21 protein-coding genes are annotated in these 25034 nt (G+C 60.3%); 11 read left to right on the top strand and 10 right to left on the bottom strand.

Translation table 11 applies throughout. From position 1 onward, the window contains the following. Positions 1-112: 112 nt before the first annotated feature. Positions 113-1366 (bottom strand): serine hydroxymethyltransferase, encoded by a 1254-nt coding sequence (gene glyA, locus CAF90_RS23925; RefSeq protein WP_007950978.1) that lies wholly within the window; start codon positions 1364-1366, stop codon positions 113-115. 349 nt (positions 1367-1715) lie between these two features. Continuing rightward, positions 1716-5564: a cyclic di-GMP receptor MorA gene (gene morA / locus CAF90_RS23920; protein ID WP_007950977.1), complete on the bottom strand. Its 3849-nt coding sequence runs from the start codon at positions 5562-5564 to the stop codon at positions 1716-1718. Between the two features lie 286 nt (positions 5565-5850). On the opposite strand from morA, the gene ettA reads away from it, so the two are divergent. Both ettA and gdhA read left to right on the top strand, forming a co-directional pair. After that, positions 5851-7515: an energy-dependent translational throttle protein EttA gene (ettA, locus tag CAF90_RS23915; protein WP_007950976.1), complete on the top strand. Its 1665-nt coding sequence runs from the start codon at positions 5851-5853 to the stop codon at positions 7513-7515. A 193-nt stretch (positions 7516-7708) separates the two neighbouring features. After that, positions 7709-9046, top strand: coding sequence for an NADP-specific glutamate dehydrogenase (gdhA, locus tag CAF90_RS23910; RefSeq protein WP_085608707.1), 1338 nt, complete (start codon positions 7709-7711; stop codon positions 9044-9046). Here the strand turns inward: gdhA and CAF90_RS23905 are convergent. From CAF90_RS23905 to CAF90_RS23890, 4 genes are all read right to left on the bottom strand, one after another. Beyond that, on the bottom strand, positions 9043-9537 hold the full coding sequence (locus tag CAF90_RS23905; protein WP_007950974.1) for a GreA/GreB family elongation factor: 495 nt from the start codon (positions 9535-9537) through the stop codon (positions 9043-9045). The two genes, gdhA and CAF90_RS23905, sit on opposite strands and share 4 nt — an antisense overlap. Positions 9538-9607: 70 nt before the next feature. Beyond that, entirely contained in the window at positions 9608-9964 is a 357-nt protein-coding gene (locus CAF90_RS23900) for a hypothetical protein (RefSeq protein ID WP_007950973.1), read from the bottom strand. An 84-nt stretch (positions 9965-10048) separates the two neighbouring features. After that, on the bottom strand, positions 10049-11902 hold the full coding sequence (locus tag CAF90_RS23895; RefSeq protein ID WP_085608706.1) for a DUF4105 domain-containing protein: 1854 nt from the start codon (positions 11900-11902) through the stop codon (positions 10049-10051). A 91-nt stretch (positions 11903-11993) separates the two neighbouring features. Further along, positions 11994-12482, bottom strand: coding sequence for a DUF3015 domain-containing protein (locus tag CAF90_RS23890; RefSeq protein WP_007950971.1), 489 nt, complete (start codon positions 12480-12482; stop codon positions 11994-11996). A gap of 300 nt (positions 12483-12782) precedes the next feature. Between CAF90_RS23890 and CAF90_RS23885 the strand changes: the two genes are divergently transcribed. After that, positions 12783-15221, top strand: a complete 2439-nt coding sequence (locus CAF90_RS23885; protein ID WP_085608705.1) for a Lon protease family protein — start codon at positions 12783-12785, stop codon at positions 15219-15221. 313 nt (positions 15222-15534) lie between these two features. After that, positions 15535-15864, top strand: a complete 330-nt coding sequence (locus CAF90_RS23880) for a hypothetical protein (protein WP_007950969.1) — start codon at positions 15535-15537, stop codon at positions 15862-15864. A 27-nt stretch (positions 15865-15891) separates the two neighbouring features. On the opposite strand, the gene CAF90_RS23875 is transcribed toward CAF90_RS23880, so the two are convergent. Beyond that, complete coding sequence (locus CAF90_RS23875) at positions 15892-17721, bottom strand: hypothetical protein (protein WP_085608704.1); 1830 nt, start codon at positions 17719-17721, stop codon at positions 15892-15894. A gap of 162 nt (positions 17722-17883) precedes the next feature. Here CAF90_RS23875 and CAF90_RS23870 point away from each other — a divergent pair, with 162 nt between their 5' ends. From CAF90_RS23870 to CAF90_RS23860, 3 genes are all read left to right on the top strand, one after another. Then, positions 17884-18372, top strand: coding sequence for a TIGR00645 family protein (locus CAF90_RS23870; protein ID WP_007950967.1), 489 nt, complete (start codon positions 17884-17886; stop codon positions 18370-18372). 135 nt (positions 18373-18507) lie between these two features. Continuing rightward, the gene (locus tag CAF90_RS23865) at positions 18508-18813 is read left to right on the top strand and encodes a DUF6482 family protein (RefSeq protein ID WP_085608703.1); all 306 of its coding nucleotides are present in this window, start codon (positions 18508-18510) and stop codon (positions 18811-18813) included. Positions 18814-18939: 126 nt separating this feature from the next. Beyond that, positions 18940-19557 carry an FKBP-type peptidyl-prolyl cis-trans isomerase gene (locus tag CAF90_RS23860; RefSeq protein WP_085608702.1) on the top strand — a complete coding sequence of 206 codons (618 nt, stop codon included), beginning with the start codon at positions 18940-18942 and terminating at the stop codon, positions 19555-19557. Between the two features lie 49 nt (positions 19558-19606). On the opposite strand, the gene CAF90_RS23855 is transcribed toward CAF90_RS23860, so the two are convergent. The 3 genes from CAF90_RS23855 to CAF90_RS23845 form a co-directional block, all read right to left on the bottom strand. After that, positions 19607-19864 (bottom strand): hypothetical protein, encoded by a 258-nt coding sequence (locus CAF90_RS23855; protein WP_007950964.1) that lies wholly within the window; start codon positions 19862-19864, stop codon positions 19607-19609. A gap of 207 nt (positions 19865-20071) precedes the next feature. Beyond that, the gene (locus tag CAF90_RS23850) at positions 20072-20413 is read right to left on the bottom strand and encodes a zinc ribbon domain-containing protein YjdM (RefSeq protein ID WP_007950963.1); all 342 of its coding nucleotides are present in this window, start codon (positions 20411-20413) and stop codon (positions 20072-20074) included. Between the two features lie 124 nt (positions 20414-20537). Next, positions 20538-21506, bottom strand: coding sequence for a polyprenyl synthetase family protein (locus tag CAF90_RS23845; protein WP_007950962.1), 969 nt, complete (start codon positions 21504-21506; stop codon positions 20538-20540). A gap of 239 nt (positions 21507-21745) precedes the next feature. On the opposite strand from CAF90_RS23845, the gene rplU reads away from it, so the two are divergent. From rplU to proB, 4 genes are all read left to right on the top strand, one after another. Further along, positions 21746-22060 carry a 50S ribosomal protein L21 gene (gene rplU, locus CAF90_RS23840; protein ID WP_007950961.1) on the top strand — a complete coding sequence of 105 codons (315 nt, stop codon included), beginning with the start codon at positions 21746-21748 and terminating at the stop codon, positions 22058-22060. 34 nt (positions 22061-22094) lie between these two features. Then, positions 22095-22352 (top strand): 50S ribosomal protein L27, encoded by a 258-nt coding sequence (gene rpmA, locus CAF90_RS23835; RefSeq protein WP_007950960.1) that lies wholly within the window; start codon positions 22095-22097, stop codon positions 22350-22352. Positions 22353-22545: 193 nt separating this feature from the next. Then, positions 22546-23769, top strand: coding sequence for an Obg family GTPase CgtA (gene cgtA, locus CAF90_RS23830; RefSeq protein ID WP_085608701.1), 1224 nt, complete (start codon positions 22546-22548; stop codon positions 23767-23769). Between the two features lie 137 nt (positions 23770-23906). After that, a complete protein-coding gene (gene proB / locus CAF90_RS23825; protein ID WP_045121906.1) occupies positions 23907-25025 on the top strand; it encodes a glutamate 5-kinase in 1119 nt (372 codons plus the stop codon). Positions 25026-25034 lie beyond the last annotated feature (9 nt).

Below are 25034 nucleotides of genomic sequence, written 5' to 3'. Positions count from 1 at the left end.
TTGGGTGCAAGGCCCCGATCTTGAGCCATTCACAGTCCGAAACTTTTTTGCGGACGAAAAAAAACCGGCCAATCACTTGGCCGGTTTTTCAGCTGCGGGTTTAACGTCGCAATTAAGCGCCGTATACCGGCAGTTTCTTGCAGATGGCTTTAACTTTTTCACGAACGGCGTCGATTACCGCTTCGTTGTTCAGGTCAGCCAGGATGTCGCAGATCCAGCCGGCCAGCTCTTTACACTCTGCTTCCTTGAAGCCGCGAGTGGTCACAGCCGGAGTACCGAAGCGCAGGCCGGAGGTGACGAACGGGGAGCGTGGGTCGTTTGGCACGGAGTTCTTGTTCACGGTGATGAACGCTTTGCCCAGAGCGGCATCGGCGTCTTTACCGGAGATTTCCTGTTTGATCAGCGACAGCAGGAACAGGTGGTTTTCAGTACCACCGGAAACCACGTCGAAACCGCGCTCGATGAACACGCCGGCCATGGCCTGGGCGTTTTTCACCACTTGTTGCTGGTAAGCCTTGAACTCAGGCTGCAGTGCTTCCTTGAAGCAGATCGCTTTGGCGGCGATCACGTGCTCCAGCGGGCCACCTTGGGCGCCCGGGAATACGGCGGAGTTCAGCTTCTTCTCGATGTCGGCGTTGGCCTTGGCCAGGATCAGGCCACCACGTGGACCGCGCAGGGTCTTGTGGGTGGTGGTGGTCACGACGTCAGCGAACGGAACCGGGTTCGGGTAGACGCCAGCGGCGACCAGACCGGCCACGTGAGCCATGTCGACGAACAGGTAGGCGCCAACCTTGTCGGCGATGGCGCGGAAGCGTGGGAAGTCGAGGATCTGCGAGTAGGCAGAGAAACCGGCCACGATCATTTTCGGCTTGTGTTCAACCGCCAGACGCTCGACTTCGTCGTAGTCGATCAGGCCGTTGGCGTCGATGCCGTACTGGATGGCGTTGTACAGCTTGCCGGAGGAGGAAACGCTGGCGCCGTGGGTCAGGTGACCGCCGTGAGCCAGGCTCATGCCCAGAATGGTGTCACCGGCCGACAGCAGGGCCAGGTAGACAGCGGCGTTGGCTTGGGAGCCAGCGTGCGGCTGAACGTTGGCGTAGTCGGCGCCGAACAGTTCCTTCGCGCGGTCGATGGCCAGTTGCTCAACAACGTCGACGTACTCGCAACCACCGTAGTAGCGCTTGCCCGGGTAGCCTTCGGCGTACTTGTTGGTCAGTACCGAGCCTTGAGCTTCCATCACCGCTGGGCTGGTGTAGTTCTCCGAAGCGATCAGCTCGATGTGTTCTTCCTGGCGCTGGGCTTCTTGCTCCATGGCGGCAAAAAGATCGGCGTCGTACTTGGCAATAGTCAAATCACGGCTGAACATGGCGGTCCTCAAGGATCGGGGGCAGAAAAGGGGGGCATTCTAACCCATCGGGTTTTGGATGGCATATGAAACGACATCATGTCGCAGACAAGTGGCGTTCATGACAGATGTGCGGTGCTTTGAAGGCCTCACAATGGCCGCGTTTCAACCGGAGAATACTGATCCACAGCAAGGCCCTGTGGGAGCAAGCCTGCTGGCGATGGCTGCACCGCAGATTTTTCCAGCGTCTGTACCGGCCCTTTCGCGAGCAAGCCCGCTCCCACATTTAACCCGGTTTCTTCAGGAAAAATGCGGTCCACTGTGGGAGCGGGCTTGCTCGCGAAGGCGTCATGAGCAGCACCGCAAAAAATCAGTCGAACATGAACAGCGCATCATTGCTGAACTGCGCCTCGAACCGTCCCGCCGGCATCGGCCGGCCGAACAGATAACCCTGAACCTCGTCGCAGCCATGCTCGCGCAGGAAGTCCAGTTGCTCATGGGTTTCCACGCCCTCGGCGATCACTGCCAGATTCAGGCTGTGGGCCATGGCGATGATCGCCCGGGCGATCTGCGCGTCCTGCTCGCCGGACGGCAGGCCGTCGACGAAGGTGCGGTCGATCTTCAGCACGTCGATCGGGAATTGCTTGAGGTAGTTCAGCGATGAGTAACCGGTGCCGAAGTCGTCTACCGCGATGCTTAAACCGAGGTTTTTCAGGCCGGCAAGGATCTGCATCGCTTCGCTGACTTCGCGCATCAGGATACTTTCGGTCAGTTCCAGCTCCAGGCACGCCGGCGGCAGGCCGGTTTCCTTGAGGATGGTGGCGATCCGCGTGCCGAGCTGGCCGTCGGAGAACTGCCGGGCGGAAATGTTCACCGAGACCTTCGGCACGCGCACGCGGCTCTGGTGCCAGGTCTTGAGCTGGCGACAGGCCTCGCTGATGACCCAGTCGCCGACGTCTACCACCAGCCCGAGCTCTTCGAGCACCGGAATGAAATCTCCCGGCGGCACCAGCCCGCGACGCGGATGACGCCAGCGCAGCAGCGCTTCGGCGCCGGTCAGGCGTTTGCCGTCGCCGCTGAACTGCGGCTGGTAATACAGCACGAATTCGTTTTGCTCGAGGGCGTGGCGCAGATCGCTTTCCAGCTCCAGACGCTCCAGCGCACTGGCGTTCATGTCGGCCTGATAGAACTGGAAGTTGTTCTTGCCGCGCTCCTTGGCGTGGTACATCGCGGTGTCGGCGTTCTTCATCAACTGGCTGAGTTCGTTGCCGTCCTGTGGGCTCAGGGCGATGCCGATACTGGCGGTGACGAAGAACTCGCGACCTTCCAGCACGAACGGTCGCACCAGACTGGCAAGAATCTGCTCGGCCACGTGGATCGCGCGGTTCAGCGCCATCTCGCGGCTGGAGCGGTGTTGCAGCAACAGGGTGAATTCGTCGCCGCCCATCCGCGCCACGGTGTCGTCATCGTCGACACAGGCCAGCAATCGCGTGGCCATGTCCTTGAGCATGCGGTCGCCGGCGGCGTGGCCGAGGGAGTCGTTGATCGGTTTGAATCGGTCGAGGTCGAGGAACATCAGCACCACCCACGACTTCTGCCGCTCGGCCGATTGCAGCGCGGTGTGCAGACGATCCTGGAACAGCGTGCGGTTTGGCAGGTGGGTCAGGGCGTCGTAGTAGGCGAGGCGGTGAATCCGCTGCTCGCTGGCCTTGCGCTCGCTGATGTCGCTGAAGAAGCACACGTAACTGGCCAGATCGCCCTCGTCATCGAGCACGGCGGTGATGCCGACCCACGCCGGGTAGTGCTCGCCGTTGCGGCGCTTGAGCCAGACTTCACCTTCCCAGGTGCTGTGCTGATGCAACTGCTTGAGCACGTAGCGCAGGTGCGCGTCCTGCTGTTCGTCGACGGTCAGCATGTTCGGCAACTGGTCGAGCACCTCGCTCACCGCGTAGCCGCTGACCCGGCTGAACGCCTCGTTGGCCTGGACGATGTAACCGGCCGGGTCGGTGATCAGGATCGCCGAGGTCGAGTGCTCGAAAACCGTGGCCGCCATGCGCAGGTCTTTCTCGGCACGGCGCTGCTGGCTGATGTCGCGACCAACCCCGAGCACGCCTTCGAAGGCGCCGTGTTCGTCCCACACCAGCACCAGACGCAGTTCGATCGGGATCTTGCGGCCGTCGGCGCGCAGGCAGTCGAACAGGAACATCTGGGTCTGCACCTGGCTGCGCAAAATCACCAGTTGCTCGGGTTTGCCCAAGGCTTTGCTGACCCGATCCATCAGGTGATAGATGCCGCTCAGCTGCTGCGGGTTGGCGATGGTCGATTGCCAGCCGTTCTGGAAAATCCACTCGGCGTCATAACCCAACACCGCTTGTACCGATGGGCTGACGTAGTTCAGCGACAGCTTGCTGTCGGTGGAGAAAATCACGTCGCTGATGCTTTCGGCGAGCATCCGGTAGCGCTGTTCGCTGTCGCGCAGGGACTCGCTGGCTTCGATCTGCTCGGTGATGTCCTTGGCCACGCCGATGATCCGCGTGACCTGATCGTGCTTGTCCCGGGCCAGCGCCTGTTCGCGAATGTCGAAGCGCCGCCACTTGCCGTCGCGATGACGGAAGCGCAACTGACACTGCAACAACTGGCTGTAACCGGCGTGACGCTGCATCTGCCGCGAGCGGTGGTAATAGTCGGCGTCTTCAGGGTGCAGGAGGATTTCCCAGAAGTACTCGCCCATCTGATGCAATTCGGTACGGTTGTAACCGAGGGTCTGGCCGAGGTGGTGGTTGCTGAAGATCATCCGCTGGCTGATCACGTCCTGCACATACAGATGATCCGGCACGGTACGCACCACGTCCGACCAGAAACCTTCGCGCTCCAGCAGCGACAGCTCGATCAGCTTGCGGCTGGTGATGTCGTTGATGCTCAGGATCACGGCCTTGTAGTCGTGCTGTTCCTGAGGCAGGCGCAGCACCAGCCACAGGTGCTGGTCGCGGCCATTGATGTCCGGCAGTTTGATTTCCAGTTCCAGCTGCTTTTGCTGCTGGAGCACCGCGTCGAGCACCTGATTGCCGATGGCGCACTGACTGTGTGGCTGGCCGTCGATCAGCAGTTGCCAGGCGTGGTCGCAGGAATTGACGTTGAGCAGTTGCAGCGCAACCTGGTTGACCTCGGTGACCCGCAGTTCGTGGAGCAATTGCTGGCGCTGCGCCGGCTGGTCGAGCCAGGCCTTGAGCTGGTCGCTGGTCTGGATCTGGGCCTTTTCAAAAACCTGCTTTAGCCCCGAAAGATCCAGCACGCACAGCGCCACGCCGGTGCCTTCGAAAATATCCTGATAACGCCGACGCCCTTCATGCACCTGACGCTGACGGCGGCGCATGTTGAGCAGCGCGATAAACGGCAGCAGCGAGAGTGCCAGGCCCAACAGGCATTTGCCGATGAACGCCGGCAGCAGTTGTTCGAGCACATGCTGGCGGTCGAACAGGCCACGCAGTTGCCAGTCGCTGCTGCTCAGCGGCACGGTCAGTACGCTGTTGGCCAGATCGTCCGGGGTCAGGGTGCTGGTCTTGGAAGAAGGCAGGGCTTCGTCGCGGCTGATGATCTGATGGTTGACGCGGTTTTCCACCAGCCACAGCGGGCGGATACCGCTGTCGCCCTGTTTGGTCAGTGCGTCGAAGAAGGTCGGCGTCAGGCGCAGCGCCCAGTAACCGCGCGTGCTGCCGCTAGCCTGATGCAGCAATAGATGCACCACCGAACCGTCGTCGGCGTTGCTGAAGTAGTGGGCCTGAGCGCGGCTGCGGCGTACCAGATCGCTGAGGTAATCGGCGTCGTGGCTGTCAGTCGCGCTGTCGCTGAGGATTTTGCCGGACGGGCTGAGCAGGGCCAGGCTGCGCAGGTCAGGCAGCGATTGCTGAAGCTTGCGCAGCAGCGCCTGCTGTTCGTCGGCCGATTGGGGCTGTTCGACGATCGGTAGCAGATTGAGGGCGATCTGCGCGTTCAGCGCCATGTTCAGGCTGACCTGAGCGGCGAGGTCAGCGGTGTAGTCGATGGTGTACTGACGCTGGTTTTTCTGGGTTTCGCGCAGTTGATCGAGCAGCTGCCAGAACAGCAGCGCTAGCAGCAACAGCACCAGTGTCGCCAGCGCGCCTTTCAATGTTCCGCGCAGGGACGAGCCGGGCGCCGGTTGGGTGCTGCTCACAGAGGCTGGCGGAGTGACGTTGGACAAGCTGTAATCCTGCGGTCTGGCTGGACTGGCGCGACGTGCACTATAAGCCGGACGCCCAAGGGGCGGCTAGCATGCCTTGAGTTGTGGCGAAGTGCCAGCCCCACTCGGCTGGACTGCCATCGGTCATTCAGGTAGCTTTGCCGGTTACGCGGGAGCGTTCCAGCTCCTAGAATCAGACTTTTTTCAGCGCGCACGCATTGATCACCATCAAGTGAACGACGCGCATGGTCTGGCCGGGCATCGCCTGCGCTCCAATCATTCATCTGTCACTGACCCAAGGTTCTCCATGGCTCAATACGTCTTCACCATGCATCGGCTGGGCAAAGTTGTTCCGCCGAAGCGGGAAATCCTGAAAAACATTTCGCTGTCTTTCTTCCCCGGCGCCAAGATCGGCGTACTCGGCCTCAACGGTTCGGGTAAATCCACGCTGCTGAAAATCATGGCCGGCGTCGACACCGAGTTCGAAGGCGAAGCGCGCCCGATGCCGGAACTGAACATCGGTTACCTGCCGCAAGAGCCGCAACTGGATCCGACCAAGACCGTGCGTGAAGTGGTCGAGGAAGCGGTCAGCGTGATCAAGGATGCGCAAGCGCGTCTGGACGAGGTCTACGCCGCTTACGCCGACCCGGATGCCGACTTCGACAAGCTGGCCGCCGAACAGGCCAAGCTCGAAGCGATCCTGCAGGCCAGCGACGGTCACAACCTGGAGCGCCAGCTGGAAGTTGCCGCCGATGCGCTGCGTCTGCCGGCCTGGGACGCCAAGGTCGAACACCTGTCCGGTGGTGAAAAACGTCGTGTGGCCCTGTGCCGTCTGCTGCTGTCCGCCCCGGACATGCTGCTGCTCGACGAACCGACCAACCACCTGGACGCCGACTCCGTTGCGTGGCTCGAACACTTCCTGCACGACTTCCCGGGCACTGTGGTAGCGATCACGCACGACCGTTACTTCCTGGACAACGTCGCCGGCTGGATTCTGGAACTCGACCGCGGCGCGGGCATTCCTTACGAGGGCAACTACTCGGGTTGGCTGGAAGCCAAGTCCGATCGTCTGGCCCAGGAATCCAAGCAGCAATCGGCCCACGAAAAAGCCATGAAGGAAGAACTGGAGTGGGTGCGCAAAGGCGCCAAGGCCCGCCAGTCGAAATCCAAGGCTCGTCTGCAACGCTTCGAAGAAATGCAGTCGCAGGAATTCCAGAAGCGTTCGGAAACCAACGAGATCTACATCCCGGCCGGTCCGCGCCTGGGTGACAAGGTCATCGAGTTCAAGAACGTCACCAAGGGCTACGGCGATCGCGTCCTGATCGACAACCTGTCCTTCTCGATGCCCAAAGGCGCCATCGTCGGCGTGATCGGCGGTAACGGTGCCGGTAAGTCGACCCTGTTCCGCATGCTGATGGGCAAGGAAACCCCGGATTCCGGCAGCATCGAGATCGGCGAAACCGTGCAACTGGCCTGCGTTGACCAGAGCCGCGAAGACCTGGACGGCAGCAAGACCGTGTTCCAGCAGATCTCCGATGGTTCCGACCAGATCCGTATCGGCAACTACGAGATCCCGTCGCGTACCTACGTCGGTCGCTTCAACTTCAAGGGCGGCGATCAGCAGAAGTTCGTCAAGGACCTGTCCGGTGGTGAGCGCGGTCGTCTGCACCTGGCGCTGACCCTGAAGGAGGGCGGCAACGTCCTGCTGCTCGACGAACCGTCCAACGACCTCGACGTTGAAACCCTGCGTTCCCTGGAAGAAGCCCTGCTGGACTTCCCGGGCGCCGCCATTGTGATCTCTCACGATCGGTGGTTCCTTGACCGCGTCGCGACTCACATCCTGGCGTACGAAGACGACTCGCAAGCCGTGTTCTTCGAGGGCAACTACACCGAGTACGAAGCCGATCGCAAAAAGCGCCTCGGCGAAGCAGCGGCCCAGCCACACCGGGTACGCCACAAGAAACTGGCCTGATAACAGGTTGGTTGCATGAAAAAGCGGGGCCTTCGGGCTCCGCTTTTTTTTGCCTGCAATGCAGACTGTTTTATAGCGTGTGTACTATTTGTTTTCATAAATGCGACATTTTTGTCTGTTGCTGTGTACATATCGTTTGTTACAGTCCGGCTCAATCTCCTCCAACGACAACAAATTTGCCGAGACTTTTCCCATGATCGAATCCGTCGAATCCTTCCTCGCCCGTCTGAAAAAGCGCGATCCGGATCAACCCGAATTCCACCAGGCCGTCGAAGAAGTCCTGCGCAGCCTGTGGCCGTTTCTCGAAGCCAATCCGCACTATCTGACCTCGGGGATTCTGGAGCGCATTTGCGAGCCGGAGCGGGCGGTGGTGTTCCGTGTGTCGTGGGTCGACGATCAGGGCAAGGTCCAGGTCAATCGCGGTTTCCGCATCCAGATGAACAGCGCCATCGGCCCGTACAAGGGCGGCTTGCGCTTCCACCCTTCGGTGAACATGGGTGTGCTGAAATTCCTCGCCTTCGAACAGACATTCAAAAACTCCCTGACCTCGTTGCCTATGGGCGGCGGCAAGGGCGGTTCGGACTTCGATCCGAAGGGCAAGAGCGACGCCGAAGTCATGCGTTTCTGCCAGGCGTTCATGAGCGAGCTGTACCGCCACATCGGTGCCGACGTGGACGTGCCGGCCGGTGATATCGGTGTCGGCGCCCGGGAAATCGGTTTCCTGTTCGGCCAGTACAAGCGCCTGAGCAACCAGTTCACCAGCGTGCTGACCGGCAAGGGCATGACCTACGGCGGCAGCCTGATCCGCCCGGAAGCCACCGGTTTCGGTTGTGTGTATTTCGCCGAGGAAATGCTCAAGCGCCGCGAGCAGGCCGTCGAAGGCAAACGCGTGGCGATCTCCGGTTCCGGCAACGTTGCGCAATACGCGGCTCGCAAGGTGATGGATCTGGGCGGCAAAGTGATTTCCCTGTCTGACTCCGAAGGCACGCTGTATTGCGAGGCGGGCCTGAGCGAAGAACAGTGGCTGGCGCTGCTGGAACTGAAGAACGTCAAGCGCGGACGGATCAGCGAATTGGCTTCCGCCTTCGGCCTGGAGTTCCGCGCCGGTCAACTGCCATGGTCGTTGCCGTGCGACATCGCGCTGCCTTGCGCCACCCAGAACGAACTCGACGCCGAATCCGCCCGCACCTTGCTGCGCAACGGCTGCATCTGCGTGGCCGAAGGCGCCAACATGCCGACCACCCTCGAGGCTGTCGATATCTTTATCGAGGCCGGCATTCTGTTTGCGCCGGGCAAGGCATCGAATGCCGGCGGCGTGGCGGTGAGCGGTCTGGAAATGTCGCAGAACGCCATGCGCCTGCTGTGGACCGGCGGCGAGGTGGACAGCAAGCTGCACGGGATCATGCAGTCGATCCACCACGCCTGCGTGCATTACGGTGAGGAAAACGGCCGGATCAACTACGTCAAAGGCGCGAACATCGCCGGCTTCGTCAAAGTCGCCGACGCGATGCTGGCGCAAGGCGTAGTTTAAGAACGCTCGATGCGGATCACTTCGATCAGTTGATCGCCGGCCGGACGCTGCCACAGCACTTCATCGTTGAGCCGCGCGCCAAGCAGCGCACGGCCCAGCGGTGAGGCCCAGTTGATCAGACCGTTGGCCGCATCGGCCTGATCCTCGCCGACCAGTTGCACCCGGCGCTCGGTGTCGTGTTCGTCGGCGTAGGTCACCCAACTGCCGATCTGCACCTTGTCGTTCGACGTCGGGGCCGGGGCTACTTGAGCGCTGCCGACCCGTTGATTGAAATAACGCAAATCCCGTTCGAGATCGGCCAGCCGCTGCTTGTCGGCCTGTTCGCCCTTGGCGGACTGTTCGGCGTGCAGGGTTTGCAGTTCGGCGACTTTCGCCTGCAACTGGGCAAGGCCTTGCGGCGTGACGTAATTGGGCTGTGTGCTGACCTGCCGTTCGACCGGCTGATCGGCTTGCGCAGCGGCGTTGTCTTCGTTGACGAAGGCGCGACTCATGATGGGCTCCTGTTACAACCGTTGGGCCATGGTCGCAGGCAAAAGGTTTCGCTGGATGTCTGGAAACGACCTACTGCGAACGATAAGCCCGCGCTGCGCCCTGATCCTTTTCCTGCTGCCAGGCGCGCTCGCGCTCGTCCCAGTGCTCGTTGCGATACTGTTCGCGATCCTTGTTTTCCAGCATCGCCTGACACTGGCGGAAGCCGTCGCTCCAGCCTTCGGCGTATTGCTTGTCCTTGAGATAGCGCGGCACGTTCTTGCGAAACTCGCCGCTGATCGAACCGGCCGCCTGCCGACCGCTGATGCAACCGTCATCGAACCCGTCGGCGAACGCCGGTGGATAACCCTTGGCAATCAGATCTTCGTGGGTGCTCTGACAGCCACCCAGCAACAGCAACACGCCCGCAAAAACCGCACACCGCCACATCACACTCTCCCGGGCCGTTAAACGGCTGATAGGGAAAGTCTAGAAGCGGATTCGTCGATGGGGCGTGAAAGAAAGATCAAAACCTCAGTAGTGATACCACTTCACTTCCAGCATCACTTCGGTTTCCGGCGTGGCCAGATGGCTGAACTCGCGCTGGGCGCTCAGGCGCAGGCCAAGGTTGCGCGACAATTCCCACTGCTGATTCAGACTCAGGCTACGGCGCACTTCACCATTGAAGAAGTAATCGCCTTTGGCCTCCAGGCTGAGATTGCCCAGCGGGTTTTTCCACAACACGCCGGTATTGAAACCGCCGGCGGGTGAAACGAACTCGGCGAAATCATTGTTGTGTTCAACGCGCACCGTACCGAGGGCAAAACCCAGCACATCGTCACCCAGCGCCCAGGTGCCGCCTCCGCCACCGTTGACGTGGCTGACCAACGTCTCGTCATCATGCTTGCCCGGTACACGTTCAAGACCACCGGTGACTTGCCACGACAGCGGCTGCAACAGCGCATTGCGCGGCGTCAGCGAGCGGATGGTCGCCAGATCCAGTTGCTGGAATTGCCAGTGATTGCCTTCGTACTGGCGCAGCTTCATTTGCAGGATTTCGATCTGTGCGCCGAGGGGGAAACTCTCGGCGTTGTCGTTGAGGTCGTGATAGGCCATGCGCAAGCCGTACTCGCCGAAGGCGCGGTCACCGCGCGTGCCGAGACCGGCCTGCCAGGTGCGCGATTCATGGCCGTCTTCGGGCAGGCCCGGTTGTGGAATCTGCAGCTCCGGCGCCGGATTCTTGTTGATCGCCCGCAGCAATTCGAAACTGCGCTGCGCTCGCTGTGGATCACGTTCCTGGCCGTTGGCGCGGTAGCGCTCCAGCCGATACGCGGCGTCGATGATCAGCGCTTGCCGGTCGCGGGGCAGGGCCTTGAAAACCGGATCCTGCAATTGCTGTTGATCGGCGCTGACTTTCAGCACCCAGTCCTGTTCTTCGCCGCTCAAGGGCTCGGCGCGGCTGAGCAGTTCGCGCTCGCGGGACGGGCGGTATTCGATGTGTTCGACCAGCCCGGCTGCTTTCACCGCTTTGACGGTGTCGGTCGGGATCGCGGTCAGCGGGAATTGTTCGGTCAGGCGCAGGCTCGGGCGCGCCACCTGCAACAGTTCGAGCAGGCGATAGGAGCAGTTTTCATCGAAGAAGAAGTAGTCGAACTGGATCTGCTTCAACTCCCACACATGCTCGACCATCCGCGCGGTTTCGGCTTGCGTCAGATTGAGCCGGTACTCCCACAGGTCGCGGTTTTCCAGACTGCGGTATTCCGAGAGTTTTTCCTGATAGGGCACCAGCGCGAACAGCCCCGGATAGCCGCCCATCAGGCCTTTCCAGGCGTAAAGAATGCTGTTGTCCGAACCTTCGATGTAGGCGCCGAAGTTGATCGCGTAACTGAGCAGCGAAGTCTTGTCGCTCTGTACGTCAGCCTGGTCGATGCGCAGCAGGGTGTGGCCGAACATCGACGACGGGCTGTTGAGGTAGGCCGCGGGGAAAATCATCACCGCACTGTGGGGCGAGACGTCCTTGAACCACTTCTTGAATTCGGCGCAGTCCGGTGTCGGCAGGTCGGTCAGGTTGAGTTGATCCTTCAACCAGCGGGTGCGTGCCGGGTAGACGCACTGGGCGTGTTGCTCACCGAGACTGGCGGGGGCGTACAGCGCTTGCACGGTGGCCGCCAGTTCATGGTCGGGGTGTTCGTTGCCGTCGGCGGCAAGAAAGAATTTTTTGTCGCTGACGTAGCTGCGCCAGCCACCGAGTTTGGCGGTTTCGTAATGACCGAGGGAAATCCAGAAGCGGTCGTTGGCCAGTTGCTGCAAACGTTGAGGGTCGACGTGAGGCGCGGCGGACAGCGGGGCGCAGACACACAGCGCCAGCCAAGCAAGGCGTTTGAGCATAAATGGCAACTTAAGTCGAAAGAAACAAAGCCCAGGAAGGGCGGGTCGAAAAAATAAAACCCGCTTCCCGAAAGAAGCGGGTGGGTCGAGCTTAAGCCTGAGTCGCGTACTTGGCCAGACGTGGGTCTGCTTTCAGAACGGCCAGGGTGTTGGTATGCACGTCTTCGGCGGTCACGTCAGCCTTGCTGAAGATCTGCTGGAAGTGCTCGTGAGTGACGGCGGCGAAGTGCGCACGGTCTTCCGGCGCCACGCCCAGTACCACGGCATAGGTCGTCAGCGCTTCGCCGTTGCCCTTTGCCATGTCTTCGGACAGCTCGTTCATCATGCCATTCATGGCAAACCAGGATTTGCCGCCGTAGGTCAGCGATGCGTTGGTGGAGCAACCGTTGGTGCCGGACGTCATGCCGAATGTGGCATTGCCGGAGGTGCCGTTGGTGGTGGATGCCAGGAAGTGAGCAGGGGTGCCACGCTGACCTTCGAACAGCATGTTGCCCCAACCGCAATCCGGGCCGCCTGGAGCTTGCGCCATTGCGTTGATGGATACAGCGGTGAAGAGAGTACCGAGAAGAATCCGTTTCATAGCTTTGTTCTCTTTATGTGCATACCAATGGACAGGGTTCTGGCCCCCCAAGCTCTGTAGAAACAGATCCAAACGAAGCCAGTGGGCCGGTATTAGTTCCAGCCGCGCAGTTTGGAGTTTAGGCACGTTCCCGGGGTTCCGTGATTTTTTACAAAAGATTTGGCAATCCCCCCGGTTTCACTGGGGCTGCGTCAAGGTTGGCCGGTTGTCTATGCTTTGTCGTATGGCGCGCCTTGCCAGTGGGGCTCGGGCAGCGCCAGAATGCCGCTATCTGCCCCGCCTGATTGTTAAGGAAGCCCGATGCCTGATCCTGTTGCTGCCAGCTTGCGTCTAGCGCCCGAAGCGCTGACCCGTCCGTTTTCCGCTGAACAGTTCAGCTTCACTACCACCAATGATCTGGAGCCCTTTCGCGGTGTGCTCGGCCAGGAACGTGCGGTCGAAGCCTTGCAGTTCGGTGTGGCCATGCCACGCCCCGGTTACAACGTATTCGTCATGGGCGAGCCCGGCACCGGCCGTTTCTCGTTCGTCAAACGCTACCTGAAGGCCGAAGGCAAACGCCTGCAGACCCCGGCGGACTGGGTTTACGTCAACAATTTCGATGAGCCGCGCGAACCCCGCGCCCTGGAACTGCCATCGGGCAGCGCCGCCGCCTTCATCGGCGACATCAACGGCCTGATCGACAACCTGCTGTCGACCTTTCCAGCGGTGTTCGAGCACCCGTCCTACCAGCAGAAGAAGAGCGCCATCGACCGCGCCTTCAACCAGCGCTACGACAAGGCGCTGGATGTCATCGAACGTCTGGCCCTGGAAAAAGACGTCGCCCTGTACCGCGACAGCAGCAACATCGCCTTCACCCCGATGCTCGAAGGCAAGGCGCTGGACGAAGCCGAATTCGCCCAGTTGCCGGAGACCGAGCGCGAGCGCTTCCACGAGGACATTTCCGGCCTCGAAGAACGCCTGAACGAAGAACTCGCCAGCCTGCCGCAATGGAAGCGCGAGTCGAGCAACCAGCTGCGTCAGCTCAACGAAGAAACCATCACCCTGGCCTTGCAGCCTTTGCTCGCACCGCTGTCGGAAAAGTACGCGGAAAACGCCGCCGTCTGCGGTTACCTGCAAGCGATGCAGGTCTATCTGCTGAAAACCGTGGTCGAGCAACTGGTCGATGACAGCAAGACCGACGCTGTCGCGCGCAAGCTGCTGGAAGAGCAATACGCCCCGAGCCTGGTGGTCGGCCATCCGGCCAGCGGCGGTGCACCGGTGGTGTTCGAGCCGCATCCGACCTACGAAAACCTGTTCGGCCGTATCGAGTACACCACCGATCAGGGCGCGCTCTACACCACCTACCGCCAGTTGCGTCCGGGTGCACTGCACCGCGCCAATGGCGGTTTCCTGATCCTTGAAGCAGAAAAAATGCTCGGCGAGCCGTTCGTGTGGGATGCGCTCAAGCGCGCCCTGCAATCGCGCAAGCTGAAGATGGAATCGCCGCTGGGCGAGATGGGCCGTTTCGCCACCGTGACGCTCAATCCGCAGCACATTCCGTTGCAGGTCAAAGTGATCATCATCGGCGCCCGTCAGCTGTATTACACGCTGCAGGACCTCGATCCGGACTTCCAGGAGATGTTCCGCGTTCTGGTGGACTTCGACGAAGACATCCCGATGGTCGACGAAAGCCTGGAGCAGTTCGCCCAGTTGCTGAAAACCCGCACTTCGGAAGAAGGCATGGCGCCGCTGACCGCCGACGCGGTGGCGCGTCTGGCGACTTACAGCGCGCGTCTGGCTGAACACCAGGGGCGTTTGTCGGCGCGGATCGGCGATCTGTTCCAGCTGGTCAGCGAGGCGGATTTCATCCGGCATCTGGCCAACGATGAAATGACCGACGCCGGCCACATCGAGCGTGCGCTCAAGGCCAAGGCCACCCGCACCGGTCGGGTGTCGGCGCGGATTCTCGACGACATGCTGGCGGGGATCATTCTGATCGACACCGACGGCGCGGCGGTCGGCAAATGCAACGGCCTGACCGTGCTCGAAGTCGGTGACTCGGCGTTCGGTGTGCCGGCGCGGATTTCCGCCACGGTGTACCCGGGCGGCAGCGGCATCGTCGACATCGAGCGCGAGGTCAACCTCGGCCAGCCGATCCATTCCAAGGGCGTGATGATTCTCACCGGGTATCTGGGCAGCCGTTATGCACAGGAATTCCCGCTGGCGATTTCCGCGAGCATCGCGCTGGAGCAATCCTACGGCTACGTCGATGGCGACAGCGCGTCGCTGGGTGAGGCGTGCACGCTGATTTCGGCGTTGTCGAAAACCCCGCTCAAGCAGTGCTTCGCGATCACCGGCTCGATCAACCAGTTCGGTGAAGTGCAGGCGGTGGGCGGGGTCAACGAGAAGATCGAAGGCTTCTTCCGTCTCTGCGAAGCACGCGGGCTGACGGGCGAGCAGGGCGCGATCATTCCGCAGGCCAACGTCGCCACCTTGATGCTCGACGAGAAGGTGCTGGCGGCGGTGCGTGCCGGGCAGTTCCACGTTTACGCGGTGCGTCAGGCCGACGAAGCGTTGAGCCTGCTGGTGGGCGAGCCGGCCGGTGAGCCGAACGAAGAGGGCGAATTTCCGGAAGGCAGCGTTAACGCGCGGGTAGTGGAGCGCCTGCGAGTGATTGCCGAGATGATTAGCGAAGAGGATCTGAAAGAAGCCGAGAAGGAACTGGCACAGGAGGCGCTGGCGGAGGCCAAACCGGCCTGATATCAGTCTCCTTGTAATGCCCCTGTGGGAGCGAGCTTGCTCGCGAAGGCGTCCTGTCAGTCGACGAAAATGTTGCCTGATGCGCCGCTTTCGCGAGCAAGCTCGCTCCCACAGTTATTTCGGGTGCAATCATCGAAAGTGCCATCACTCTGGCGTCAATATTCACACAATGACCATTCGGCGCCTTCTGGTTCTGTGCGGCTTGCGTGGCGGACTTTTCTTCTATTCTCTGCTCAAGGACATCGACAGTATCACTGGATCGAAACAGCTCTTCAGCAAGGGCTGAACACCGGCTTTACCGAGGGTCGCCGCCATGTCGCGCAACCTCTGCCTCACCCGTCAATGCCTGGGTCTCGTGACCCGTATCGAATGCGCCATCAAGCCGTTGGCCGGCGATAACGGCATGTGGACGTTGCTCTTCGCCGCCGGCATGGCCGGTGAACAACCTTCCGCCATCAAGGCCCAGGGCCCGTTCCACGGGCCGATCGCCGCCGAGTCGATTCTCGACACCATCGTTGAAAGCCTGACGATGCACGGCTATGAGCTGGCCAATGATCCACAGATCTGGTCGTTGCATCTGCAGGCGCAGTTGCGGCAGATCAACGGTGGGCGCGGACGCAGCATCGGCACTTTCGATCACTAGATCATCAGCGCCGACCATTAGCGTCGATCAGGGCGCAGCGCCCTGGGTCTGCGCCTTGTCGAGTTTGACCTCAAAGCCGTATTGCACGGTGGCGAGGTTGGTTCGCTGATAGGTTTCCACGCGCGTCGGACGGCCGTAGAAATAATGCACGCCGAATAACGCTGGTCCTTCAGCGCTTGCGTCGTGGCTGACCGACAGAATCTGTTTCAGATAATGACCGCTGTCGTCCTTGACGAAGAATCGCCATTCGTTGGCGGGGTATCGCTTCAAATCCACCACCAGCGCGTTGTTTCTGATTTCGAGCCCTTTGGGCAGGGCCTTGGCTTCGTAAGCCTGTTTGTCCACCGTGGCCAGGAACAACGGCATCGAGCCGACGGCAATCGCCGGGGTTTCCGGGAACAGGTTCAGGTCGTAGGTGATGGTCGCCTGTAGCGGGTCGACCTGATACGCCTCGGGCGGCAGTTCGATCGGCTCGTCGAGTTTGCCGTTGTGCTTTTCAGTGAAGAACGTCACCGGGCTTTCGCCGGGGCTGAAGTCGTCGCCGAGCATTTCATCGTTGAAAGTTTTGCGATGCTCGAACTCGATGCGCGCGGCGCTCGGTTCTTCAACCGACTGGCGGATATGAACGCCGCTTTTCAGCTGTTCTTCTGTCAGAGATGCACCCTTGAGCCAGTCGGGCGCCTGGTCGTCGTAGACGGTGATCGGCAGGTCGAGCGGCTGCACGGTTTTTTCCGTGGTGTGTGGATCGAATTCGCGCACGGGCAGATCCAGCGCCTTGCGGGTGACGGTCGCTTCCGAAAAATCCAGCAGGCTGACTTCGAGGGTGTCGATCGGGCCGTTGAAATACACCTTGTTGTAGTGGTGCGGATGCTGCTGTTCAAAGGCCTGCTGTTCATCGTCCAGCTTTTTCTCCAGCGTCTCGCTCCAGGCTTTTTGCTGTTGCAGGTATGCCAGCTGTTTTTGATAGAACGCCACCTGCTCGGGGTTTTCGTTGATGGCGCCGGCACGCACCAGATACTGGCCCGTCGAGTCGCGGGCCTGGACGATCAATGGATTGAGCCGGGTGTTGGCAACTTCCGGGGCGAGCGGCAGCTGGTTGCTGAACTCGAGTTCGGCGTAGTGTGTGTCCAGTTTCAGCAGGGTCACGCTGAGGTTGCCGTCGGAGCGGGTCTGGCCGACATCCTTTTTACCCAGATTGAAACTGTGCAGGCGTTTCGGGGCGATGACTTCCACCTGGCCTTGCAGGCTGACCGGGCGCGGCAGGTTCTTCTTGTCGACATTCAGCCCTTCGATGAACGGGTAGGTGACGGTCAGGTCATCGGGGTTGGTGACGTTGGAGCTGGACGGACTCAACTGAATGCCCGGATCGGTTTCCGACCATTCCGGCTGATAGGCGATGACCCGTTTGTTGCTCAGGGTTACCGATTGCCATTCCACGCCATGGGGGAACAGAAAGCCGCCGGGGATGTTGAGCACGAAAGGGAACACCGGTTGCAGGTCGGTGAGGTAATCGGAACTGGAATCCTTGTGCAGCACAAACAGGCCGTTGATGAAGGTGTCGACCAGCGCCTGCGGTGTCGGGTAATGCCGGAGTACGCCGAGGGCGTCTTCGCCGTATTCGGTCCGGGACGGTTTGTTGTCGAGTCGCTGTTGCGCGCGTTCGAGCAACAGCAGCGAGCCGCCGAGTTCGGTCACGGCGTCCTTGAGTTTCGGGTCGGTGATGGCGTCCAGCGATTGCTCGAACTGCGCGGTCTTTTCTTCGAGGCTGACGGCGGGTTTTTCATCGCCGGGCGAACACCCGCCCAGCAACAGGGCGAAGCAAATTCCGGCAGTCGTTATCGGCAATCGCACATCCATTTCCAGTCGTCCTGTCCACTGTCGCTGGGCTGTCAATGGTTTGGACACTAGCAGAAAAACTTTGACACACACACGCAGGTGGCGGATTTCCGGGCGGTTTCTGGCTGTCATGGGCGACTGGTATACTCGCCGCCGATTTCAACCCTTCTTGTGTGAGAGTCAATGGAACGCTTTATCGAAAATGCAATGTACGCCACGCGCTGGCTGCTGGCGCCGATCTACATCGGGCTGTCCCTCGGGCTGCTGGCGCTGGCATTGAAATTCTTCCAGGAAGTGTTTCATGTCATTCCCAATGTTTTCTCCATGGCTGAGTCCGAGCTGATTCTGGTGCTGCTGTCGCTGATCGACATGGCGCTGGTCGGCGGCTTGCTGGTGATGGTGATGATTTCCGGCTACGAGAACTTCGTGTCCGAGCTGAACATCGATGAAGGCAAAGAGAAGCTCAGCTGGCTGGGCACCATGGACTCCTCGTCGCTGAAGATGAAAGTGGCGGCGTCGATCGTGGCGATTTCCTCGATCCACCTGCTGCGAATCTTCATGGATGCCAAGAACGTCGATCCCGAGCACCTGATGTGGTACGTGATCATCCACATGACCTTCGTGATTTCGGCGTTCGCCATGGGTTATCTGGACAAGCTCACCAAGCACTGATGAGCTGACGATTGCTGTAACAAAACCGCCCGTCTGTTGCGAAACAGACGGGCGGTGTCGTTTGTGGCTTGTACTTTGATCCGCCGAGGCATATCCCTGTAGGTCTCAAGGCTCGCCACCGTGTGAGGTGCGTTCATGAACCTGCAAGAACTGAATGCGTTTGCCGTCGCCAGAAAGGTCGACGAACTGAACCTGATCTCCATGGAAGGCGGGATCTATCTGCTTGAAGCCCGGATGCATGGTGCGGCGTATCCGCTGAGCGATCCGCAGGGGAAAATGCTGATGCTGCGTTCGGTCGAGCATGCCCGGGATGTGCTGCATAACTTTCCGGTGCTGCCGTTCAATCTGGTGCACACCTCGGTGCACGATGAAATGTGCGGTCTTGGCGCCAGCGGCGAAGAAAGCCTGAAGGTGCCGCTGGCCTGGCGATCCGCGCTGTAGGCCCGAGGGCCTGATCAATGCCGGAACATCTGTGCTAGTCTGCTCGCCCTTTTGGTTCCGGGCGCGCCGGGACGCGCTGTGCACGCACGGCATGTCCTGAGGCCGTCCGCACAGCGGAGCAGTGTCATGTCCGAAGTAAATCTGTCCACCGACGAAACGCGCGTCAGCTACGGCATCGGCCGTCAGCTGGGTGACCAGCTGCGCGACAACCCGCCACCGGGTGTCAGCCTGGACGCCATCCTGGCTGGTCTGACCGACGCATTCGCCGGTAAGGAAAGCCGTGTAAGCCAGGAAGCCATGTCCGCCAGCTTCAAGGTGATCCGCGAGATCATGCAAGCCGAAGCCGCTGCCAAAGCTGAAGCCGCTGCTGGCGAAGGCCTGGCATTCCTGGCTGAAAACGCCAAGAAAGAAGGCATCACCACCCTGGCTTCCGGCCTGCAGTTCGAAGTGCTGACTCAAGGTGAAGGCGCCAAGCCGTCCCGTGAAGACACCGTGCGTACTCACTACCACGGCACGCTGATCGACGGCACTGTGTTCGACAGCTCCTTCGAGCGTGGTCAGCCGGCTGAATTCCCGGTTGGCGGCGTTATCGCTGGCTGGACCGAAGCCCTGCAACTGATGAATGCCGGCAGCAAATGGCGTCTGTACGTGCCGAGCGAACTGGCTTACGGCGCTCAAGGCGTTGGCAGCATCCCGCCGCACAGCGTTCTGGTGTTCGACGTCGAGCTGCTCGACGTTCTGTAATCCCGTTACCCTGCACAAGCGTGGCTTGTGCAGGGTTTCTCCGTCGTTCTCATACTTCGATCTTGTTGTGCAGTTCACTGGTCGGGCGCAAGGCCCGGGCATAGCAGAACAGGAACAGATTGCGCACCAGCTCCTTGAGCACCAATGGCTCGCTGGAACTCAAGCCGCTGACGTCCAGATCCCCTTGATCCTGCAACTCGTGCAGGGCTTCTTCTTCCAGTACCGCGCAGACTTCACCGGTTTCCCGATGCAGGATCCTGAGGTACGGGTGCGGGCGATCCAGCCAGGCGTCGATCAAATAAGTCATGGGTCTCATCTCCATTGAAAGGGTTTCAATGAGAATAATTCTTATTCGTCAAATAGCAAGCGCCTATTGGCGGTTTGTGATTTTTTGCGGGTAAAGATTGCGTAAGGTCAAAACGGCTGGCGCTTGGCAATCGCGAGGATTTGCTGGGGATTGCGGGGGAGGGCGAAGCTCCATCCCACGGCGGGCGCGGGATGGAAGACGGCAGAATCAGACTTTTCTGACGAACTCGGATTTGAGTTTCATCGGGCCGATGCCGTCGATCTTGCAGTCGATGTCGTGATCGCCATCGCACAGGCGGATGTTCTTGACCTTGGTGCCGACCTTGACCACCAGCGAGGTGCCCTTGACCTTCAGGTCCTTGATCACGGTGATGGTGTCGCCGTCCTGCAGGACGTTACCGACCGAATCCTTTTTCACGGCATCGTCGGATGCCACTTCGGCTTCACCGCCGGCAGACCACTCGTGGGCGCACTCCGGGCACACCAGTTGGGTGCCGTCTTCGTAGGTGTATTCGGAATTGCATTTCGGGCAGGGTGGCAACGTGCTCACTAAGGCTCCTTGGAGAGGGGATCGCTAAAAGTCGCACATTGTATAGGGTTTTAGCCGCTGATGGCAGGCAACAAAAAACCGCAGGCTCCGACGGAGGCTGCGGTTTTTTATGATGCGGCGTTGATCAGTGCGTGCGGGCGACCGCGAACTCGCTCAGCTCAACCAGTGCATCGCGGTATTCGCTGGCCGGCAGCGCGTCGAGGCACTTGATCGCGCGGGCCACGTAGTCACGGGCCAGTTGCGCGGTGTATTCCAGGGAGCCGGAGGCTTCCACGGCGATGCGGATGCTTTCCAGGTCTTCGATCCCGCCTTTCTGAATCGCCTGGCGTACCAGTGCAGCTTGCTCTGGCGTGCCTTCGCGCATGGTGTAGATCAGCGGCAGGGTCGGCTTGCCTTCGGCCAGATCGTCACCGACGTTCTTGCCCAGGGTTTCGGCGTCGCCCTTGTAGTCGAGCAGGTCGTCTACCAGCTGGAATGCCACGCCCAGGTGGTCACCGAAGGTACGCAGCGCTTCGCTCTGCTCGGCGGTGGCACCGGCCAGCGCGGCGGCGCTGTGGGTCGAAGCCTCGAAGAGCATCGCGGTCTTGCCGCGGATGACTTCCATGTAGGTTTCTTCAGTGGTGCTGGCGTCGCGAACCTTGGACAGTTGCAGCACTTCGCCTTCGGCGATGATGCGCGTGGCCTGGGACAGGATCTTCATTACCGGCATCGAGCCCAGTTCGACCATCATCTCGAACGAGCGCGAGTACAGAAAGTCGCCGACCAGTACGCTCGGGGCGTTGCCCCACATGGCGTTGGCGGTCGAACGGCCACGGCGCATGCCGGACATGTCGACCACGTCGTCATGCAGCAGGGTCGCGGTGTGCAGGAATTCGATGGTGGCGGCCAGCAGGCGCATGTCGTCGCCTTCGCGACCCAGGGCCTTGCCACACAGCAGCACCAATAAAGGGCGCAGGCGTTTGCCGCCGGCCGACGTGATGTAATCGCCGATTTTCGATACCAGCGGCACTCGGGAAGTCAGCTGCTTCTTGATGATGCCGTCGACGGCGCTAAAATCGTCCGCCACCGCGCGGTAGAAAGCTTGGGGTTGCATCAGCGACAGGTGCTCCAGAAGGGTTGCGCGGCATGCTAGGACCCACGTCCGGGCCTGTCAAGGCGCGATGGACGGCCCCTTGCATGACTTCGAAGGCTTGCGTACAATCGCGCACCCTGAACTTCCTGGGCAGCACCTGCCTTACGCAATTGCAAACGGGCCTCCAGCCCATTGCAGCCATGCCAGCCAATACCTCTTCTTATAAAGAGCTGGGTGAGCAGGATTATCGGAGAAATACCATGTCTTATGCAGTAATCGTTACTGGTGGCAAGCAGTACAAAGTTGCACCAGGTGAATACCTGAAGATCGAAAAACTGGAAGTCGCTACTGGCGAATCCGTAACTTTTGATCGCGTTCTGTTGGTTGCCAATGGCGACGACGTGAATATCGGCGCTCCAGTTGTTGCTGGCGCTACCGTTGTGGCTGAAGTGATCTCCCAAGGTCGTCACGATAAAGTCCGCATCATCAAGTTCCGTCGTCGTAAGCACCACATGAAGCGTATGGGCCACCGCCAGTGGTACACCGAGATCAAAATCACCGGTATTCAGGCTTAATTTCAGCCTAATTCCTCACTAGGAGAATTGACTCATGGCACACAAAAAAGCTGGTGGTAGTACCCGTAACGGTCGCGACTCAGAAGCCAAACGCCTTGGCGTGAAGATGTATGGCGGCCAGGTCATCAAGGCCGGCAACATCATCGTGCGTCAGCGCGGCACCCAATTCCACGCTGGCTACGGCGTTGGCATGGGTAAAGATCACACTCTCTTCGCGAAAATCGAAGGCGTGATCAAGTTCGAAGTAAAGGGCGCTTTCAACCGCCGTTACGTGAGCGTAGTCGCGGCTTAATCGCGAGTATGCTGGAGAAGCCCTGTCTTGCGACGGGGCTTTTTCGTTTGTGGGGTGAGTCTCTTGCAAAGCTGTTTGTATGGGCTGTCGGCGTGCGATGCAGGTCGTGAGTTGGGGTCGCTGCGCTCATTTTTGCAAGAGTCTTATGTCTTGATTGTTTTTCGGCTCGTCCGTACGGCGAGAGGCGTTGGTTATGAAGTTTGTTGATGAAGTATCGATCCGCGTAAAGGCTGGTGACGGCGGCAATGGCTGCATGAGTTTCCGTCGGGAAAAATTCATTGAAAACGGCGGTCCGAACGGTGGTGACGGCGGTGACGGCGGTTCCATCTTCATGATGGCCGACGAAAACCTCAACACCCTGGTGGACTACCGTTACACCCGGCACTTCGATGCCGAGCGTGGTTCCAACGGTGGCAGCACCGACTGCACCGGCAAGAAGGGTGAAGACCTGATCCTGCGCGTGCCTGTCGGCACCACCGTGATCGACTCCGCCACCCAGGAAGTCATCGGTGACCTGACCAAGGCCGGTCAGAAACTGATGGTGGTTCAGGGCGGCTGGCACGGTCTGGGCAACACCCGTTTCAAATCCAGTACCAACCGTGCGCCGCGTCAGACCACCCCGGGCAAGCCGGGCGAGCAGCGCGACCTGAAACTGGAAATGAAGGTTCTGGCTGACGTCGGCCTGCTGGGTCTGCCGAACGCCGGTAAAAGTACCTTTATCCGTTCGGTATCGGCTGCCAAGCCGAAGGTCGCCGATTACCCGTTCACCACTCTGGTGCCGAACCTGGGTGTTGTCAGCGTCGATCGCTGGAAGAGCTTCGTCATCGCCGACATTCCGGGGCTGATCGAAGGCGCTTCCGACGGTGCCGGTCTGGGCATTCGTTTCCTCAAGCACCTGGCGCGTACTCGTCTGTTGCTGCACCTCGTGGATATGGCGCCGCTGGACGACAGCAGTGCGCCGGACGCCGCTGAGGTAATCGTCAACGAGCTGATCAAGTTCAGCCCGTCGCTGGCCGAGCGTGATCGCTGGCTGGTACTGAACAAGTGCGACCAGATCCTCGAAGAAGAACACGAGGAGCGGGTCAAGGAAGTGGTCGAGCGTCTGCAGTGGGAAGGTCCGGTCTACGTGATCTCTGCCATCGCCAAAGAAGGCACCGAGCGCCTGACGCGCGACATCATGCGTTATCTGGAAGATCGTGCCGATCGCCTGGCCAATGACCCTGCCTACAAGGAAGAACTGGCCGATCTCGATCAGCGCATCGAAGACGAAGCCCGTGCTCAGTTGCAGGCGCTGGATGACAAGCGTGCCCTGCGTCGCAGCGGCGTGAAGTCGGTCCATGACATCGGCGACGATGACTGGGACGAAGAAGATGTGGATGACGAAGACGGTCCGGAAATCATTTACGTGCGTGACTGATTCGTTGCAGTAAACTTAAGCGCCGCTCAATCGAGCGGCGTTTTAGTATCTGGAAATCGATTGTTGGTCACGAAGAACCACGAATAACGTCACGGGCAGTGCCAGGTCGCGCTGCCCTCAAGCTAAGGTTGAAGATGATGCGGAGCAAGGTGACAGGTGCGCAGCGTTGGGTCGTGAAGATCGGCAGCGCTTTGCTGACAGCGGATGGCAAAGGGCTGGATCGCGCGGCAATGGGTGTCTGGGTCGAGCAGATGGTGGCTTTGCATGAGGCCGGCGTCGAGCTGGTGCTGGTGTCCTCCGGGGCAGTGGCGGCGGGCATGAGTCGCCTCGGCTGGACCGCGCGACCCAGTGCGATGCACGAGCTCCAGGCCGCTGCAGCAATCGGTCAGATGGGCTTGGTGCAAGCCTGGGAATCGAGCTTTGCCGAGCATGGCCGGCACACTGCGCAGATTCTCCTGACTCACGACGACCTGTCCGATCGCAAGCGCTACCTGAACGCCCGTAGCACCTTGCGTGCGCTGGTCGAGCTGAAAGTCATCCCGGTAATCAACGAAAACGACACCGTGGTCACCGACGAAATCCGTTTCGGCGACAACGACACGCTCGCGGCGCTGGTGGCCAACCTGGTCGAGGCTGATCTGCTGGTGATCCTGACGGATCGCGACGGCATGTTCGACGCTGATCCGCGCAATAACCCTGACGCCCAGCTGATTTACGAAGCGCGCGCCGATGATCCGACGCTGGATGCAGTGGCGGGCGGTACTGGCGGTGCATTGGGTCGTGGCGGCATGCAGACCAAGCTGCGCGCGGCGCGTCTGGCGGCACGTTCCGGCGCCCATACCATCATTGTTGGCGGGCGTCTGGAGCGCGTGCTCGATCGGCTGAAAGCGGGTGAGCGCATTGGTACGTTGCTGTCGCCTGAGCGCGGCATGCTCGCGGCGCGCAAGCAGTGGCTGGCCGGGCATCTGCAAACCCGTGGCACGCTGGTGCTGGATGATGGCGCGGTTTCCGCGTTGTCCCAAGGCAACAAAAGCCTGCTGCCGGTCGGCGTCAAACTGGTTCAGGGCAGTTTCCGTCGTGGCGAAATGGTGGTTTGCGTGGCGCCGGACGGTCGTGAGATCGCCCGTGGCCTGGCTAACTACAGCGCGCTGGAAGCACAAAAAATCATCGGTCAGTCGTCGGATGCGATTGTCGGTTTGCTGGGTTACATGGCTGAGCCGGAACTGGTTCACCGTGACAACCTGATTCTGGTGTAAGGAAAACGC

The organism is Pseudomonas sp. B37(2017), from assembly GCF_002112885.1.
Classification (GTDB): domain Bacteria; phylum Pseudomonadota; class Gammaproteobacteria; order Pseudomonadales; family Pseudomonadaceae; genus Aquipseudomonas; species Aquipseudomonas paraglycinae.
This window is presented reverse-complemented; position numbering and strand designations above follow the sequence as displayed.

Bases quoted from the DNA above. Each gene is read 5' to 3' on its own strand.
- glyA (WP_007950978.1), bottom strand. From the start codon at position 1,366: ATGTTCAGCCGTGATTTGACTATTGCCAAGTACGACGCCGATCTTTTT.
- ettA (WP_007950976.1), top strand. From the start codon at position 5,851: ATGGCTCAATACGTCTTCACCATGCATCGGCTGGGCAAAGTTGTTCCG.
- gdhA (WP_085608707.1), top strand. From the start codon at position 7,709: ATGATCGAATCCGTCGAATCCTTCCTCGCCCGTCTGAAAAAGCGCGAT.
- CAF90_RS23905 (WP_007950974.1), bottom strand. From the start codon at position 9,537: ATGAGTCGCGCCTTCGTCAACGAAGACAACGCCGCTGCGCAAGCCGAT.
- CAF90_RS23900 (WP_007950973.1), bottom strand. From the start codon at position 9,964: ATGTGGCGGTGTGCGGTTTTTGCGGGCGTGTTGCTGTTGCTGGGTGGC.
- CAF90_RS23895 (WP_085608706.1), bottom strand. From the start codon at position 11,902: ATGCTCAAACGCCTTGCTTGGCTGGCGCTGTGTGTCTGCGCCCCGCTG.
- CAF90_RS23890 (WP_007950971.1), bottom strand. From the start codon at position 12,482: ATGAAACGGATTCTTCTCGGTACTCTCTTCACCGCTGTATCCATCAAC.
- CAF90_RS23885 (WP_085608705.1), top strand. From the start codon at position 12,783: ATGCCTGATCCTGTTGCTGCCAGCTTGCGTCTAGCGCCCGAAGCGCTG.
- CAF90_RS23880 (WP_007950969.1), top strand. From the start codon at position 15,535: ATGTCGCGCAACCTCTGCCTCACCCGTCAATGCCTGGGTCTCGTGACC.
- CAF90_RS23875 (WP_085608704.1), bottom strand. From the start codon at position 17,721: ATGGATGTGCGATTGCCGATAACGACTGCCGGAATTTGCTTCGCCCTG.
- CAF90_RS23870 (WP_007950967.1), top strand. From the start codon at position 17,884: ATGGAACGCTTTATCGAAAATGCAATGTACGCCACGCGCTGGCTGCTG.
- CAF90_RS23865 (WP_085608703.1), top strand. From the start codon at position 18,508: ATGAACCTGCAAGAACTGAATGCGTTTGCCGTCGCCAGAAAGGTCGAC.
- CAF90_RS23860 (WP_085608702.1), top strand. From the start codon at position 18,940: ATGTCCGAAGTAAATCTGTCCACCGACGAAACGCGCGTCAGCTACGGC.
- CAF90_RS23855 (WP_007950964.1), bottom strand. From the start codon at position 19,864: ATGACTTATTTGATCGACGCCTGGCTGGATCGCCCGCACCCGTACCTC.
- CAF90_RS23845 (WP_007950962.1), bottom strand. From the start codon at position 21,506: ATGCAACCCCAAGCTTTCTACCGCGCGGTGGCGGACGATTTTAGCGCC.
- rplU (WP_007950961.1), top strand. From the start codon at position 21,746: ATGTCTTATGCAGTAATCGTTACTGGTGGCAAGCAGTACAAAGTTGCA.
- rpmA (WP_007950960.1), top strand. From the start codon at position 22,095: ATGGCACACAAAAAAGCTGGTGGTAGTACCCGTAACGGTCGCGACTCA.
- cgtA (WP_085608701.1), top strand. From the start codon at position 22,546: ATGAAGTTTGTTGATGAAGTATCGATCCGCGTAAAGGCTGGTGACGGC.
- proB (WP_045121906.1), top strand. From the start codon at position 23,907: ATGCGGAGCAAGGTGACAGGTGCGCAGCGTTGGGTCGTGAAGATCGGC.